The sequence below is a fragment of the Pseudomonas sp. B424 genome (genome assembly GCF_055408345.1).
On record NZ_JBUZTL010000017.1, the window covers coordinates 107,647 to 123,986 of the forward strand.

Annotated in this window: 15 protein-coding genes and 1 pseudogene; 5 read left to right on the plus strand and 11 right to left on the minus strand. The window is 59.4% G+C overall.

From position 1 onward, the window contains the following. Positions 1-136 precede the first annotated feature (136 nt). The 4 genes from ACZRMS_RS18620 to quiC form a co-directional block, all read right to left on the minus strand. Positions 137-1,138: a FecR family protein gene (locus ACZRMS_RS18620; protein WP_463996510.1), complete on the minus strand. Its 1,002-nt coding sequence runs from the start codon at positions 1,136-1,138 to the stop codon at positions 137-139. Between the two features lie 86 nt (positions 1,139-1,224). Beyond that, complete coding sequence (locus ACZRMS_RS18625) at positions 1,225-1,731, minus strand: RNA polymerase sigma factor (RefSeq protein WP_463996496.1); 507 nt, start codon at positions 1,729-1,731, stop codon at positions 1,225-1,227. 94 nt (positions 1,732-1,825) lie between these two features. After that, the gene (locus tag ACZRMS_RS18630; protein WP_463996497.1) at positions 1,826-2,503 is read right to left on the minus strand and encodes a TetR/AcrR family transcriptional regulator; all 678 of its coding nucleotides are present in this window, start codon (positions 2,501-2,503) and stop codon (positions 1,826-1,828) included. Positions 2,504-2,572: 69 nt separating this feature from the next. Further along, positions 2,573-4,483, minus strand: a complete 1,911-nt coding sequence (quiC, locus tag ACZRMS_RS18635; protein WP_463996498.1) for a 3-dehydroshikimate dehydratase QuiC — start codon at positions 4,481-4,483, stop codon at positions 2,573-2,575. Positions 4,484-4,726: 243 nt separating this feature from the next. Between quiC and ACZRMS_RS18640 the strand changes: the two genes are divergently transcribed. Together ACZRMS_RS18640 and ACZRMS_RS18645 are read left to right on the plus strand one after the other, a co-directional pair. Then, the gene (locus ACZRMS_RS18640) at positions 4,727-6,055 is read left to right on the plus strand and encodes an MFS transporter (RefSeq protein ID WP_048359321.1); all 1,329 of its coding nucleotides are present in this window, start codon (positions 4,727-4,729) and stop codon (positions 6,053-6,055) included. A gap of 63 nt (positions 6,056-6,118) precedes the next feature. After that, on the plus strand, positions 6,119-7,003 hold the full coding sequence (locus ACZRMS_RS18645) for a DMT family transporter (RefSeq protein WP_463996499.1): 885 nt from the start codon (positions 6,119-6,121) through the stop codon (positions 7,001-7,003). A gap of 115 nt (positions 7,004-7,118) precedes the next feature. Here the strand turns inward: ACZRMS_RS18645 and pcaG are convergent, their stop codons facing one another. The 4 genes and pseudogenes from pcaG to ACZRMS_RS18665 form a co-directional block, all read right to left on the minus strand. Beyond that, positions 7,119-7,724: a protocatechuate 3,4-dioxygenase subunit alpha gene (gene pcaG, locus ACZRMS_RS18650; RefSeq protein WP_463996500.1), complete on the minus strand. Its 606-nt coding sequence runs from the start codon at positions 7,722-7,724 to the stop codon at positions 7,119-7,121. 11 nt (positions 7,725-7,735) lie between these two features. Further along, the gene (pcaH, locus tag ACZRMS_RS18655) at positions 7,736-8,455 is read right to left on the minus strand and encodes a protocatechuate 3,4-dioxygenase subunit beta (RefSeq protein ID WP_463996501.1); all 720 of its coding nucleotides are present in this window, start codon (positions 8,453-8,455) and stop codon (positions 7,736-7,738) included. A gap of 97 nt (positions 8,456-8,552) precedes the next feature. Then, positions 8,553-9,482 (minus strand): pca operon transcription factor PcaQ, encoded by a 930-nt coding sequence (pcaQ, locus tag ACZRMS_RS18660; protein ID WP_463996502.1) that lies wholly within the window; start codon positions 9,480-9,482, stop codon positions 8,553-8,555. A gap of 23 nt (positions 9,483-9,505) precedes the next feature. Further along, positions 9,506-10,503 (minus strand): annotated as a pseudogene (locus ACZRMS_RS18665) (PDDEXK nuclease domain-containing protein). A gap of 127 nt (positions 10,504-10,630) precedes the next feature. On the opposite strand from ACZRMS_RS18665, the gene ypfJ reads away from it, so the two are divergent. Beyond that, complete coding sequence (gene ypfJ / locus ACZRMS_RS18670; protein WP_463996503.1) at positions 10,631-11,524, plus strand: KPN_02809 family neutral zinc metallopeptidase; 894 nt, start codon at positions 10,631-10,633, stop codon at positions 11,522-11,524. Positions 11,525-11,577: 53 nt separating this feature from the next. On the opposite strand, the gene ACZRMS_RS18675 is transcribed toward ypfJ, so the two are convergent. The 3 genes from ACZRMS_RS18675 to ACZRMS_RS18685 form a co-directional block, all read right to left on the minus strand. After that, positions 11,578-12,168 (minus strand): HAD family hydrolase, encoded by a 591-nt coding sequence (locus ACZRMS_RS18675; protein ID WP_463996504.1) that lies wholly within the window; start codon positions 12,166-12,168, stop codon positions 11,578-11,580. Next, complete coding sequence (gene tesB / locus ACZRMS_RS18680; RefSeq protein ID WP_048359328.1) at positions 12,165-13,034, minus strand: acyl-CoA thioesterase II; 870 nt, start codon at positions 13,032-13,034, stop codon at positions 12,165-12,167. The genes ACZRMS_RS18675 and tesB overlap by 4 nt, the downstream gene beginning before the upstream one ends. Before the next feature lie 84 nt (positions 13,035-13,118). Continuing rightward, positions 13,119-13,688, minus strand: a complete 570-nt coding sequence (locus ACZRMS_RS18685; RefSeq protein ID WP_463996505.1) for a GNAT family N-acetyltransferase — start codon at positions 13,686-13,688, stop codon at positions 13,119-13,121. 90 nt (positions 13,689-13,778) lie between these two features. Between ACZRMS_RS18685 and ACZRMS_RS18690 the strand changes: the two genes are divergently transcribed. Then, entirely contained in the window at positions 13,779-14,699 is a 921-nt protein-coding gene (locus tag ACZRMS_RS18690; RefSeq protein ID WP_463996506.1) for a histone deacetylase family protein, read from the plus strand. Between the two features lie 271 nt (positions 14,700-14,970). Further along, positions 14,971-16,212, plus strand: a complete 1,242-nt coding sequence (locus ACZRMS_RS18695; RefSeq protein WP_463996507.1) for a TIGR03862 family flavoprotein — start codon at positions 14,971-14,973, stop codon at positions 16,210-16,212. The last annotated feature ends 128 nt before the right edge of the window (positions 16,213-16,340 follow it).

Consider the following 16,340-nt stretch of genomic DNA (forward strand, 5'->3'; position numbering starts at 1 on the left):
TGTTTTCCCCAGGCTGCACGAGCTGCTTTGCGAATGAATCTCAATAGCAAGACGTGCAGGCAAGGGAAAGTCAGTAAGGGTTTTTGCGATTATTTTTCAGAAAGGGCTTTTTCAGTGCACCACACATGTTTGCGGCTCAGTAAATCAGGCTGACGCCCGCCAGTTCGAAGCGCTGTACATGCAGTTCCCGGGTGAGGGCTTGCAAGGCACTGTCGAGCAGTTCAAGGCGGAATACGCCGCTGACCTGTCGGCTGGCCAAGGCGGGGTTGGCCAAAAGGATCTGGCCGGGGCGATAACGGTTGAGCTGCTCAATCACCTGCCCCAACGGCTGGCGATCAAAGATCAGCACGCCACGGCGCCAGCTGGTTGCCGCGCTCAGGTCAAACCCGGGCAGTGGCTGCACGCCATTTTTGGCGCTATAGCGAGCGCTCTGGCCTTCTTCGAGGGTGTACTGTGCCGCGCCTTGCACCGGCGGGGCTTGCAGGCTGACCGCGACGCTGTGCTGCAAGACGCCAACCCATGCCTGTTCACTGCCTTCCCGGCCCACCACAAACTGCGTGCCCAGCGCCCTGGTGCGCCCGCCTGCACTTTGTACGACAAAGGGCCGGGTTTCGGCTTCGCCCATCGGTGCTACGTCAAACACGGCGGAACCTGCAAGCAGGCTGATGCGCCGCTCGTTGCTGTCGTAGTCGATGCTGATGGCGCTGGAGGCATCCAGTTCGACCGAACTGCCATCGTCGAGTTGGACCGTGCGGATTTCTCCTGCGCCGGTGCGGTAGTCGGACTGCATCTGTAACAGCAACGTCGGGCCACTGACCCAGCCCACAGCCAGTACCAGCGACAGCACTGCCGCACGCCCGACCCAACGCAGCGGGCGCCGACGGCGGGTGACCGGTACGGGACGGGCAGCGGCCGGGGGCAGGCGATGCGCCAAGGGCCTGGCCTCCAGCGCCAACTCCCCCAACGCTGCCCAGGTCTGCTCGGCAAAGCGCAGCGCTGGCGCATGGCGCGCGTCAGCTGCCAGCCACTGGTCCAGTTGCGCCTGGTCGTCCTCGCTCAACGCACCCGCGTGCAGACGCACCGCCCACTCGGCGGCCGCTTCAGTAATGATCTGCTGTTCGGGGCCTTGGCTCATCAGGTGTGAATCTCTATTTCTCGTTATATATAAGCAGTGACGTCTCGCTAATCGAAACTCAGTAAGCCATTTATCTACAAATATGAAAGTTATTTCCTCGGCTCTTGCAGGCGCTGCATGACATAGGCCAAGGCTTTCGACAGATGTTTCTGCACTGAGCTGTCAGATATTTCAAGGTGGCGTGCGACTTGAGCATGGGTCATGCCCTCGATGCGGTTGAGACGGAAAATCTCCTGAGTACGCTCCGGCAATTCGGACAAAGCCTGTTTTAAAGCCATGCGCTGTTGCTCAGCCATCGCCTGGGCCTCCAGCCCTGCCAGTTCATCTTCGATGTCAGCCAGTGCTTCATGGGTAACCGTGTCAGTCTTGCGGCGGGTTTCCTGGCGAATGTGATCGACCAGCAGGTTGCCGGCAATGCGGTAGAGGTAACCGGGGGTGTTGTCGATTTGCTCCTTGCGCCCACGCTCGGCCATGCGCAGGAAACTTTCCTGCACCAGATCGGCGGCCAACTGCGGGTCTCGCACCTTGCGCGCCAGATACCCGCGCAGGGTACTGGCATGCTTGAGGAACAAGCCTTTGAGATCCATATCCGACAAACCGACTCCCTGAGCATGAAGGAAAGGGGTCGCTATCTTACTTTTTGTCGAGAATGACTTTCAATTGATATTAATTCCCAAGGCGCTCCCGGGGCTACGCCTGCAGGTAGCGCAATACCGAGTCGCAAATCATGTCGCGCTGACGTTGCTTGACCTGGAGATCGGAGAAGTCGACCTGGAAAATTTCATCGAGGGTGTATCGGTTTGACACGCGATAAAAGCAGAAAGAACTCACCAGCAAATGCACATCCAGCGGATTCAGGCCTGCACGGAACACCTTTTGTTCAACGCCACGGCGCAGGATGTTTTCCAGGGCATGCACAATCGTGTCGTTCATGGCCTTGATACCTTCTGAACGCTTGATGTATTCGCCCTTGTGGATATTTTCGATGCTGACGATGCGCACGAAGTCCGCATTCATATCGTGGTGATCGAAGGTGAACTCCACCAACCGGCGAATCGCCTCGACCGGCGCCAACTGATCCAGGTTCAAGCGGCTTTCGATGCTGCGAATTTCGCCGTAGAGCTTCTCCAGCACTTCGACGTAGAGCTGCTCTTTACTGGTGAAGTAGTAATAGATCATGCGCTTGGAGGTGCGGGTGCGCTCGGCAATGGCGTCCACGCGCGCCCCCGCCAGCCCTTGCTCCACGAATTCGACAATCGCTTCTTGAAGGATATTTTCGCGGGTCTTTTCGGGGTTGTTCTTACGGCTTTTGCGCGGTTCGACTACCGGTGCCGTGGCTCCGGCGTCGTCGTCCAGGATCTTGGTCATTAAAGGCTCACGGCCATGTGGAGATGGCCTGATTATGGGCCGCCTCGCTCTACGAAGGAAGTCGCCACCCTATAGCTTTGCCTGGCGCACCGCGCCACTGCGCGACTTGGCCATGGCCGCCAGGCGTACCGCGACGTTTGCCGCGCCGTACCCGGCATAGCCATTTTTGCGCTGCAGCAGTTCAAAGAAAAAGCGCCCCTCGAACGGCTCGGTGTACACATGGAACAGCTCGCCGCCTTGAGCGTCGCGGTCATATAACACGTTGAAATAGGCCAGTTCGCTCAAGAACTCATCATCAAAATCAAACCGCGCTGCCAGGTCATCGTAGTAATTGAGCGGGATATCCAGCAGCGGCACCCCTGCAACTTTCGCCCGGCTGACTTCGGCGAACAGATCGTCACACTCAAAGGCAATGTGGTGCACGCCTGAGCCGCGATAACTCGACAAGGCGTGTGAGATGGCGGTGTTTCGATTCTCGGAGATATTCAGCGGCAAGCGAATCGAGCTACAGCGGCTACGCAACGCGCGGCTTTTTACCAGGCCATAGGGGTCGGGCAGCACCACTTCGTCATCGGCTTCGAAATCCAGCAGGCTTTTATAGAACAGTACCCAGCTGTCCAGGCTGTCCGCCGGCAGGGCCATCGCCATATGGTCGATGCGCTTGAGGCCACCCTGGGTCGCCAGAGCAGGCGTGAAGTTGAAGTCCGATTCGTACAGCGGGTTGCCGGCCTCGTCCTGGTCCACCAGATAAATCAAACTGCCATCTGGCGCACGCACGGCGGCCAGTTCCAGCTCATTGGGCCCGACCAGCCCGCGATAGGGTTGGCCTTTGTAGGCTACGGCACGGGCCAGGGCGCTGGCGCTGTCCTGCACCCGGATCGCGGTGGCGCATAACGATGGGCCATGGGCCTCGAAGAAGTTATGCGCAAACGAATACGGCTCAGCGTTGAGAATCAGGTTGATGTCGCCCTGGCGCAGCAAACTGACATTTTTGGATCGGTGCTGTCCGGCCTTGCTGAAGCCCAGACGTTCGAGCCAGTGAGTCAGCTGGGCGCCCTGGTTTTCGTCCACGGCAAACTCGAGAAACTCGATACCGTCGTACGAGCTGGCTTCGGGCGGTGCAAACAAAGATTCGAGAACAGGCGCGGGGGCGGTTTGCAAGGCAAGACGCTCGCGGGTTTTCTCTTCGAGATACAGCAACGAACGCAAGCCATCGGCGGCATTGGCACGCGGCGGCGCAGCACGGAAACCGTCATTGAAGATTTCCAGCGACAGCGGCCCGGTGTAGCCACTCTGGATGATTGGCGCCAAAAAGCCTGCCAGGTCAAATTCGCCCTGCCCCGGGAAGCAGCGGAAGTGGCGACTCCACTCCAGCACGTCCATCGCCAGAATCGGCGCGTCGGCCATTTGCACAAAAAAGATCTTGTCGCCGGGGATCTGCGCGATCGCACTTGGGTCACCCTTGAGCGACAAGGTGTGGAAGCTGTCGAGCAATACACCGAGGTTCGGATGGTCGACCTGACGCACCAGGTCCCAGACCTGTTGCCAGGTATTCACGTGACGACCCCAGGCCAGCGCTTCGTAACCAATGCGCAGGTTGCGCGCCCCTGCACGCTCGGCAAGCAGGCTCAGGTCATCGAGCAGGATCTGCCGATCACCTACCGAGTCGGGCGCGGCGTTACTGCACACCAGCACCAGATCGGTGCCCAGTTCCTGCATCAGGTCGAACTTGCGCTCGGCGCGGTCCAGGTTGCGCGCCAGCCGGTCACGGCGGCAGCCTTCAAAGTCACGAAACGGCTGAAACAGGCTGATGGCCAACCCCAGGTCGGCACACATCTGGCGCACCTCACGCGGGCTGCCGTCGTAGTAAAGCAGGTCGTTTTCAAAGATCTCGACCCCGTCAAAACCCGCAGCAGCGATGGCGTCGAGCTTCTCCGGCAAGGTGCCGCTCAAGGAAACGGTGGCGATCGAACGCTGCATATCTAACTCCCGGGATTGGCGTGGCCTGCAAACAACGGCATTTCTTAATAGCCTGATTATTAAGGGCGCCCTATTATTGAGCAATCAATCTGTACCAACCGGTTAGTTTTGCGTGCGATTATCGAACACTATGCCCTCTCCTGAATTGACGATTTTTTATCCACTCGCCACCATCAAACCCGATTCACTTGCGTCAAATGCACCACGACACCACATAACAATTCCAAGAAACGGGTAAAAACCATGGTCCCTTCTCAAACTGCACGCACCAAGCCTGCCCACGCTCCGAATGCGGGTATCGGTGACAAGATTCGCGGCACCATGGCGGCAGGCAAAACCCGTTGGGGCATGCTCGCACTGGTGTTTTTCGCCACCACGCTGAACTTCATCGACCGCGCAGCCCTGGGGGTGATGCAACCGATTCTGGCCAAGGAAATGAGCTGGACGGCGATGGATTACGCCAACATCAACTTCTGGTTCCAGGTGGGCTACGCCATTGGCTTCGTGCTGCAAGGCCGCCTGATTGACCGGGTCGGGGTCAAGCGCGTGTTCTTCTGTGCCGTTCTGTTGTGGAGCCTGGCCACCGGCGCCCACGGCCTGGCCACCTCGGCGGCGGGCTTCATGATTTGCCGCTTTATCCTCGGCTTGACCGAAGCCGCCAACTACCCGGCCTGCGTGAAAACCACGCGACTGTGGTTCCCCGCCAGTGAGCGGGCGGTGGCCAGCGGGATCTTCAACGCCGGGACCAACGTCGGCGCCATGTTCACGCCCATGCTGTTGCCATTGGTGCTGCATGTATGGGGCTGGCAGGCCGCATTTCTGGGGATGGCAGCACTGGGCGGTATTTGGCTGATTTTCTGGGGTTTGAAGTACTACAACCCTGAAGAGCACCCGACCGTGACCAAGGAAGAACTGGCCTATATCCAGCAAGAGAAAGAGCCTGAGCAAACCACCGTTTCATTCGCCACCATCATCAAGATGCGGGGGACCTGGGCCTTCGCCTTGTCCTACGCCATGACTGCGCCGGTGTTCTGGTTCTACCTGTACTGGTTGCCTCCGTTCCTGAATCAGCAATACAACCTTGGCATCAGCGTGACCCAGATGGGTATCCCGCTGATCATCATCTACATCACCGCCGATTTCGGCAGCATCGGGGGCGGGATTCTGTCTTCGGTCCTGATCAAGCGCGGCATGGCAGCAGTCAAGGCGCGGCTGGTTTCAATGCTGCTGTGCGCCATCAGCATTATCGGTGTGGTAATGGCTGCAGGCTCCAGCGAACTGTGGGTCGCCGTGGGCGCCATCGCCCTGGCACTCGGCGCGCATCAGGCCTGGACTGCCAACGTGTGGAGCATGGTGATGGACTACACACCCAAACACATGATGGGCACCGTATTCGGCTTTGGCGGGATGTGCGCAGCCATTGGCGGGATGTTTATGACCCAGTTTGTAGGTTATGTGCTGACCGTTACGAACAACAATTACACCCTGTTGTTCACGATGATTCCTGCGATGTACTTCATTGCGTTAGTGTGGATGTACTTCATGGCTCCGCGAAAAATCCCGCAGGTCTAAGCAACTTCCCGGGCAAAGCAAGGCGCTGAAATCTCTGCACTCAGCCACACAGTGAGGTACTCGATGACATTGCCCACCCCCCTGTCGGGGGTTAACCACCCCCTGAAGGGTATCTTGCTGATTGTGGCCGCCACGGCACTGTTCTCCAGCCACGATGCGCTGTCCAAATACCTCAGTGGCTTCTACCCGGTGGTGATGGTGGTGTGGGCACGCTATCTGGTGCATACCCTGCTGATGGCTGGGATATTTCTGCCGCAGTCCGGGCTTCGGGTATTACGCAGTAAACGACCTTTGCTCCAAGTCTTGCGGGCAATTTGCCTGCTGGGCTCTGGGCTGTTTTTTACCTATGGGTTGCTGTTTATCCCACTGGCCGAAAACACGGCGGTTAACTTTCTGGCACCGCTGCTGGTGGCGGCGCTGTCCGGGCCCTTGCTGGGCGAGACGGTGACTCGCGGGCAGTGGCTGGCCGTGGTGTGCGGGTTTATCGGGGTGGTGATCATCATTCACCCGGGCGGCGAACTGTTCACGCCTGCGGTGTTGTTGCCGATGGCGGCGGCGCTGTGTTTCAGCTGCTACCAGATCCTCACCCGCAAGCTCAGCGTGTATGACAGCCCCACCACCAGTAACTTCTTTGCCGGGCTGTTCAATGTGCTGGTCATGAGTGCGCTGGTGCCCTTCTTCTGGCAAACGCCGACACTGGCCCACGGCCTGCAAATGCTGGCACTGGGCAGCCTGGGCATGACGGCGCATTTGCTGCTCACACAATCGTTCCGCTTCGCGGCACCGGCCTTGCTCGCGCCGTTCAGCTATTGCCAGATAGTGTTTTCCGGGGTCTTGGGGTGGTTACTTTTCGACCATACGCCCGACCTGGCGAGCCGGATCGGCATCGCCATCATCTGTGTCAGCGGGCTGGCGGCGGCGTGGCAGCAGCGGCGATCACGGGCCTGAACCATCAAAAAACGGTGGGAGCGGGCTTGCTCGCGACAGCATCACCCCGGTATGCCTGACACACCAAGGTGGCTCAATCGCGAGCAAGCCCGCTCCCACATGAGACAGGTTTTTTTCAGAAGTCGAAAAATACCGTCTCGCCTTCGCCCTGGATGCGGATATCAAATCGATACGCCGTTTTGCCATTTATTTCACAGCGGTGGGCAATCAGGGTTTCTCGGCGTTGTGGTTGCTCGATCAGGTTAAGCACCGGGCATTTGGCGTTCGCTTCGGACTCGTCGCTGAAGTACAGCCGGGTCTGCAAGTGGATGTTGATGCCTCGGGCAAACAGGGTGACGTTGATGTGTGGCGCCATCGGCACGCCGCCCGCGTTGTTCACCACGCCCGGCTTGATGGTGTTGAGCGTCCACTCCCCGGCATCAAAGGTGGTCGCGGTGCGGCCAAAGCTGTTGAAGGCTTTTTCTGAATCAAAATTTTCGTCATACACCCCTTCGTGATTGGCTTGCCACAACTCCAGAAAGGAGTCGCGCACCAAGTGGCCGTTGCCGTCGTAGACGTTGCCAAACAGCAGGATGTGCTCGCCCGCAGCGTCAGGCCTGGCCATCTCGCTCCAGATTTCTTCCGGGCGCGAGGGGTTGCCGGCCGCAGCCAGCGCCAGGCCGATGTGTACGTAGGGGCCAGCCGTTTGCGATGGGGTTTCCGGTAGCAGTTCGATAGGCATGACAGGGCTCCTCAGCAGTTTTCGAAGTGAGTCTTGCGCTGGCCGCGCAGCACGATATCAAAGCGATACGCCAGGCAATCCATGGGATTGGCAGCGGCCATGTCCAACCGGGCAATCAGGCTTTGCACCGCTTCGGGGTTGGCAATCGACTTGACGATCGGGCACATCGGGATCAACGGGTCGCCTTCAAAATACAGCTGGGTAATCAGGCGCGTGGCAATCGACGGGCCACTGACGGAGACGTGAATATGCGCCGGGCGCCAGTCGTTTGGCCCGTTGCGCCAAGGGTACGGCCCCGGTTTTACGGTGCGGAAGCTGTAATAACCCTGGCTGTCGGTGAGGGTGCGGCCCACACCACCAAAGTTGGGGTCCAGCGGTGCCAGGTAACGGTCGTTTTTATGGCGATAACGACCGCCCGCGTTGGCTTGCCACATCTCGACCAAGGTGTGGGGGATGGGTTTGCCGTATTGATCGCACACGCGGCCCGACAACAATATCCGCTCACCCACTGGCAAGCCGCCGTTGTTGAAATTGAGCAACAGGTCGTTATCGAATTTGCCGAATCTAAGGTGCGAAAAGTCAGGGCCACTGGTCTCGCTAACCGATTGCGGGATGCTCACCAGCGCCTGGCGCGGGGAGCGGGCAATGGAGGTTTTATAGTCGGGGGTCAGGGCTTTGGGGTGCCAGTTGCGGTCACGGATGACAAAGCGCCGGCTGTCTGCATCAGACATGTCGATCTCCTGTTGTTTTTATAGGGCTGGCGCTCAGTTTCAAACAACAAGGGGGGAAGGACTATTGAAAAGGCCGGGGGCATCCATAACCTTTTGGTTATGGATAAACCTCTTGGCAATACGCCTGCCCCAATTCACGCAGCACGACGACACACCCCTGCGCTGCCACCGACATGGGGACGTGGGCATTGCTGCAAATCCCGATTGAGCCGCCCGGCTCACGCTGGCCCAGGTCGACTTCTTGCAGCTCGCCACTGGCCAGGTCCAGGCGCACGGCGTCCAGGGGCGCAATCCACACCGCGTTGTTGCACAGCACGTAACGCCGGCTCAGGGTGATCGACAACGTCTCAAGGCGCTGGCGGGACTGGCTGATGCCGCACTGCACGAACAGGCTGTCGGCAAAGGCACGAATGGTAGTGTTGGCCAGCGGCAGTACCAGCGGGTAGTTTTGCAGCAGGTTGCGGTCCAGCGGGACTTGAGCCAGGGGATGACCCGCGCGCACCACCAGGGTCATGGATTCGCTGTAAAGGTGTTCAAAATTCATGCCCTGAATTTCCGGGCTGTCAGTCATGCGGCCAATTACCAGGTCGACATCGCCTACCCGCAATTGCGACAACAGATACGCGCTGGGCCCGGTCACCACACTCACCACCAGCGACGAATGCCGTGCATGCAGGCGCTTTACCAGTTCGGGGACAAGCAGGCTTTCTACCGTCGACAGCACCCCGAGACGCACCGTGCCCCCCACGTACTCGCCGCCGCGCAAGGCATTGACCCCTTCGCGCAACGCCTGCACCGAAGGCGTTGCATACCGCAGGAAGGCCACCCCGGCCTCGGTCAGACTGATCCCGCTTTTACTGCGCACAAACAGGCTGACCGTCAGCAGTTCCTCCAGCTCCTTGAGCGTTTTGGACATCGCGGGCTGGCTCACCGCCAACACATCCGCCGCCCGCGCCAGACTGCCCTGGCGCGCCATCTCCAGAAAACACACGAGGTGGCGGTACTTGATGCGGGTATCAATGTTCACTGGGCTAACAACTCCGGGCGGGGTCACGCGTTATCAACGGGGACGTTTTGCAGATAAAACTCGTGCAACTTGGCTTGCAGTATTTTCTTGTCCGGCAGCCTGGTCTGATATTCGGCGATCAAAGCGGGCGACAGTGGACGGTTCAGTGCGTATTCAACCACTTCATCTTCCTTGCTGGCACACAGTAATACACCGATTGCCGGATTTTCGTGGGCCTAGCGGTGGTCGCGGTCGAGAGCTTCGAGGTAGAAATTGAGTTTGCCCAGGTGTTCTGGCTCAAAGCGCCCCACCTTTAACTCAATCGCCACCAGACAATTCAAGCCACGATGAAACAAAAGCATATCCACTGCAAAGTCCCGGGCCCCTACCTGCAACGGATACTCCGAGCCCACAAAGCAGAAATCATGGCCCAACTCAGTCAAGAACTCCCTTAATCGCCAAGCAAACCTTGATGCAACCCCGACTCACTGTGGCCTTTAGGGAGCTGAAGAAACTCAATGCAATAAGCATCTTTGAAAACATCCGCCACACCTGCAACACGCTCTTGTAAAGCTGGGGAAAGTTTGGCTGGACAAGTCACCATCCGCTCAAACAACGCGCTCTCCAACTGACGGTTCAGCTTACGACTTGACCACTTTTGAGCAACCGCGTTGCGCATGTAAAATTCTCGTTCCTGCACTGACTTACATTGGCTCAGAAGCATCAGATGGTGAGTCCACGGTATTTGTGTCAGCAGCGCTGACACAAAGTTTTCATCATTTCTATAAACCTCGTAAAACTGACGCATGCGAAACAGATTTCGACGGGTAAAACCCCGCAGCCCAGGCTGGGTACGTGCGATGTGATCTGCCAATTGCTCAACTACAGAGTCACCCCATTCAGCCCGCGCCAGCTTTTGACTGATAAAAGCCCCCACTTGCCAGTAGAGCCCGATTAGCTGCGTGTTCACGGCAACCGCTGCATTTTGCCGGGCACTTTTGATCAATTGCACCTCATGGGCTATCGGCGCGGCCACAACCAAACGTCAACAGACCCTAACCCTCAAATGCCATACTCTTCCCCCACTCAATAAGCGTCTGACAGCCGGGCTGGCGATGTCCCTGCTCAGCAACAACACTTGAACACAGGATTTATCAGAGGATTTCCCCATGCTTTGGAAAAAAGGCCGACGTAGCGACAATGTCGAAGACGTGCGCGATCAAGGCGCGGGTGGTGGTGGCGGAATGCGCATCGGGGGCGGCAAGGGCCTGAGCCTGATGGCCGTGGTGGTGATTGTGGGCATCGGCCTGCTGACCGGGCAGGACCCCATGCAAATCCTCGGGCAACTCAGTGGCCAGCTCACCGACCAATCCTCGCCCCAGGTGACTCAGCAAGCCGGGCACGCGCCGCCCGCCAACGACCAGCAAGCAGAGTTTGTACGGGCGGTTCTGGGCGATACCGAAGACACCTGGCGCCAGATTTTTCAGCAGGCAGGCCGCACCTATAAAGACCCGACGCTGGTGCTGTTTCGCGGCCAGGTGAACTCCGCCTGCGGGTTTGCGTCGGCCGCCAGCGGGCCGTTTTACTGCCCGGCAGACCAGAAGGTCTATCTGGACATGAGCTTCTTCCAGGAGATGGCTCAGCGTTTCAAGGCCGGGGGCGATTTTGCTCAGGCCTATGTGATCGCCCATGAAGTCGGGCACCACGTGCAAACCCTGCTGGGTGTGTCATCGAAAATGCAGATGGCCCGCCAACAGGGCAAGCGCATGGAAGGCGATGGCGGGCTGCTGGTGCGCCAGGAATTGCAAGCTGACTGCCTCGCCGGCGTGTGGGCCAACCATGCGCAAAAACGCCTGAACTGGCTGGAGCCCGGTGACATTGAGAACGCTCTGGCGGCGGCCAATGCCATAGGCGATGACCGCCTGCAGCAACAAAGTCAGGGCCGCGTGGTCCCCGACTCCTTTACCCACGGCACTTCGGCGCAGCGGGTCAAGTGGTTCAAGGTCGGTTTTGCTCAAGGCAATATCAACCAGTGCGACACGTTTGCGGCGGCGCGGCTTTAAGGCGAACACAACTCATCGCCCTGTGGGAGCGGGCCCGCTCCCACAAGTGGCATTCAGTGAAGCAACTGGCGCAGCTCGAAGCAGTCCCTGGCATGCCAGTCGGTCAGTTCCGGCCACGGGTTTTCGGGCACATTGACCAGTATGGTTTTGCTGCCGGCCGCCCGGCCACAGGCCAGGTCAAAGTGGTAGTCCCCCACCATCACCATCTTCGCCGGCTCGACATCCCAGGCCCGCGCCAGCTGTAACAGGCCATCGGGGTCGGGTTTGTGAGCAGCATTGTCACGGCCCAGCACATCTTGCGGCGCGAAACATTCGTCCAGGCCGATGGCCGACAGCGTGATGTGCGCCAGCTCCTGGGCATTGCGGGTCAAAATACCCAGGCGATACCCCCGGGCAGCCAGATCGCGCACCAGCTCAACGGCACCGGGCGCAGGCGTTGCGGCCAGCGCCAGTTCGCGCTCGTGCTCCAGCAGCCAGGCGTGCTTGGCCGCCGCCACTTCAGCGGGCAAGCCGTTGAGGTGGGTCAGGATATCGCCATCAGCCGGGATCTCCAGCGCCCGACGAATCGCGGCAAAGTCATGCACGGCGACGGTCAGGGTGCCGTCCATGTCAAAAACCCAATGTTTGACGTCCTTGAGTGTCATGCCCAGTCCTTGCGGTGGCGAATCAAGCCTTCCTGAGTGACCGACGCGACCAGTTTGCCTGCGCGGTTGTAGACGCTGCCACGGGAGAACCCGCGCGAGTTGCCCGCCCACGGGCTGTCCATGGCGTACAGCAACCAGTCATCGGCACGCAGGTCGGCGTGGAACCACAGCGCGTGGTCGAGGCTGGCAACCTGCATGTCCTTTTGCCATACGCCTTTGCCGTGGGGCAGCAACGAGGTGGTCAGCAGGCCAAAATCCGATGCGTAGGCCAGCAGGTATTTGTGCAGCGCCGGCGAATCCGGCAGCGTGCCATCCGCACGGAACCACACGTACTTGATCGGGTCGGTGACTTGGGGGTTGAACGGGTCTTCGCCCACCACCGGCCTGAACTCGATGGGCTTGGCGCACAGCAACTTTTCACGCATCGATTCAGGAATCAGGTGCGCACGCTGGCGAATCATGTCGAGTTCCGAAGGCAGATTCTCTGGTCCTACGACGTCGGGCATAGGGTTCTGATGTTCAAAACCACCTTCGTCGTATTGAAACGAAGCGCTGCTGGTAAAAATCGGCTTGCCCTTCTGGATCGCGGTCACCCGGCGCGTGCTGAAGCTGCCGCCGTCACGCACCCGGTCAACCTGATACACCACGGGCAGGCTGGCATCGCCCGGGCGCAAAAAGTAGCCATGCATCGAGTGCACGTGGCGGGCGTCTTCAACCGTCTGACTCATGGCCGACAGCGATTGCCCGAGCACCTGACCGCCAAACAGCTGGCGAAAACCCAAGTCCTGGCTGCTGCCGCGAAAAAGGTTCTCTTCGATCGGTTCCAGGGTCAGCAAATTGACCAGATCATCCAACACTTGGCTCATTCAGACTCTCCTCACACAAAGCAATACCGCCGTAATCTTCGTTACACCGGTCAAAATTTTTGGCTCGCGCCGCTCTACACCTGCTCAGCCGTGCAGGGTTTCCAGCCACTGTGCCCGCGTAATGCGATACAGCACATGGGGCCTCAAGGGGTGGCCCTGAGGCAGCCGGGGGTGCTCAAAGTCGCCGTCCAGATCACGCTGCATGCCGATGGCCTGCATCACTTTTTGCGACGGCAGGTTTAACTGGCTGGTAAACGACACCACCTGATCCAGGGCCAGCCGGTCAAAGGCGCAACGCAACGCCGCCCAGGCCGCCTCGCTGGCATAACCCAGGCCCCAGTGTTCGGGCGCCAGGCGCCAGCCGATTTCAACCGCGGGGGCAAACGGGACTTCAAGCGTGACATTCATCAGCCCGGTAAAACCGATAAAGGCACCTGTGTCCTTGCGCTCCAGAGCCCAAAGCCCGTAGCCGTATTCGGCAAAGTGACCACGAATCCGGCCAATCAGCGCTGCACTTTCGAGACGGCTCAAGAGGGCAGGAAAATGACGCATCACCTGGGGGTCGGCACACATTGCCGCGAACTCAGGCAAGTCTGTGTCGCGCCAGGGCCGTAAGTGCAAACGGGCACTTTCGAGCTCTTGAATCTGCTCCATCAGTCCTCTCCGAATTGTTACCGGGCTTTTCACATGTTGTAAGTGTACAGCGCTGGTAATATCCAGCGCTCGTTCCGACGTGAAATCCCTATGCCTGTACCGTTGATTTACCACGATGACTACAGCCCGCTGTTCCCGGCCGAGCATCGCTTCCCGATGGACAAGTTCCGTCTGCTGCGCGATCACCTGGTCGAGTCCGGGCTGACCTGCGATGCCGACCTGTTGCGGCCCGAGCTGTGCCCTGTGGATATCCTTGCGCTGGCCCATGACCGCGCCTATATCGAACGCTATATGGCCGGCGAGCTGGCCCGCGAGGATCAACGCCGCCTGGGCTTGCCCTGGAGCGAAGCACTGGCACGGCGAACCGTTCGCGCGGTGGGCGGCTCGCTGCTGGCCGCCGAGCAGGCGCTGGAGCACGGGCTGGCCTGTCATCTGGCCGGCGGCACCCATCACGCGCACTACGATCACCCGGCAGGCTTTTGCATTTTCAATGACCTGGCGATCATCAGCCGCTACATGCTGGAAAGTGGCCGGGTAAACCGGGTGCTGATTTTTGACTGCGATGTGCATCAGGGTGATGGTACGGCGCGCATCCTTGAACATACGCCCGATGCGATTACCGTTTCCCTGCACTGCGAAAAGAACTTTCCGGCGCGCAAAGCGCAAAGTGACTGGGACATCGGCCTGCCCATGGGTATGGGCGATGCCGACTATTTGCAAGTGGTCGACGAGGCGCTCAATTACCTGCTGCCGCTGTATCAGCCGGATCTTGTGCTGTACGACGCCGGGGTCGATGTACACAAGGACGACGCCCTGGGCTACTTGAAGCTGACCGATGCAGGCGTTGGCGCCCGTGACGAGAGCGTGATGCGCCACTGTCTGGGCCGCGATATTCCAGTGGTCGGGGTGATTGGCGGCGGTTACAGCAAGGACCGCAAAGCGCTGGCGCGCCGGCACGGGATCCTGCATCACAGTGCGCAAAAGGTCTGGCTGTCATCAGGTTGTCACTGAGCCGTGATTTTTTACCCACAATGCCTGTGGAACTGCCTGTGGATAACCTGAGTGAAAGCCTGTGCAGGCCACGGTACGTATGGCCTACAAGCAGCTGTATGTTTTTCGTACAACCCCTATCCCTGCAGGAGCGGGCTTGCTCGCGATGGCATCACCTCGACTTTCCTGACAGATCGCGTCGCCTGCATTGCGAGCAAGCCCGCGCGCCCAGGGAATGTGTGTGTGAGTCAGGTAGAATGCGCAGCTTATTTCGCCGATTTGCAGCCCTGCCATGACTGACGCCACTCCCTCCCCTTCCCATCACGTCGCCATTATTGGCGGTGGCCCGGCCGGCTTGATGGCCGCCGAAGTGTTGAGCCAGGCAGGCGTACGGGTTGATCTGTATGACGGCATGCCCTCGGTGGGCCGCAAATTTTTGCTGGCCGGGGTCGGCGGCATGAATATCACCCACTCCGAAGCCTACCCGGCATTCCTGTCGCGCTACGCCGAGCGCGCGCCGCAGATGGCGCCCCTGCTGCGTGCCTTCGATGCCGATGCGTTGTGCCGGTGGATTCACGAACTGGGGATCGAAACCTTCGTCGGCAGTTCGGGCCGGGTGTTCCCTACCGATATGAAAGCCGCACCGCTGCTACGCGCCTGGCTCAAGCGCTTGCGCGAATCCGGCGTAGTTATCCACACCCGCCATCGCTGGCTGGGCTGGCAAGCCGATGGCCAGCTGCGCATTGACAGTCCGGAAGGCGAAAAACAACTAAAACCTGACGCAGTGTTGCTGGCACTGGGCGGCGGCAGTTGGGCCCGCCTGGGCTCGGACGGCACGTGGATGCCGTTGCTGGCCGGGCGCGGCGTCGAGCTGGCACCGTTGCAGCCGAGTAACTGCGGATTTGATGTGGCGGGCTGGAGCGAGGTGTTGCGCAGCAAATTTGCCGGCGCGCCCCTCAAGAACATCGCCATCGCCCTGGAACACGGCACACCGCGCTTGGGTGAGTGCGTGATTACCGCCAGCGGGATTGAAGGGAGTTTGATTTACGCCTGGTCGGCGCCGATTCGTGAAGCGATCAATCAACAGGGTGAAGCGACGATCTTGATCGATCTTCTGCCAAACAAGCCTGTGGATAAAGTGCAGGCCGCACTGGCCAAGCCGCGTGGCTCGCGCTCGATGAGCAAGCATTTGCACAGCCAGTTGGGGCTCGATGGCGTGAAAGCGGCGTTGTTACGCGAGTTGACCCCAGCTGAGCACTTCAACGACCCGGCGCAATTGGCCAAGGCCATCAAGGCGCTGGCACTCAAGCTGATCAAGGCCCGCCCGCTGGACGAAGCCATCAGCAGCGCCGGTGGGGTGAAGTTTGAGGCTATGGATGAAAACCTGATGCTTAAAGCTTTGCCGGGGGTGTTCTGCGCGGGCGAAATGCTTGATTGGGAAGCCCCCACCGGCGGCTACTTGCTCACAGGCTGTTTTGCCAGTGGCCGCGCCGCAGGGTTGGGGGTTTTGAGCTGGCTTAAAGCGCAGCACTAATCCTGGTCAGGGCCCCTGTGGGAGCGAGCCTGAACTGGCCTAATGAATTCGGACACATCAATAGGGCGCTATGATTGCGCCCAAATCTGAGGTGTGTTTGATGATGCGAAAGTCCTATTCCAACGAGT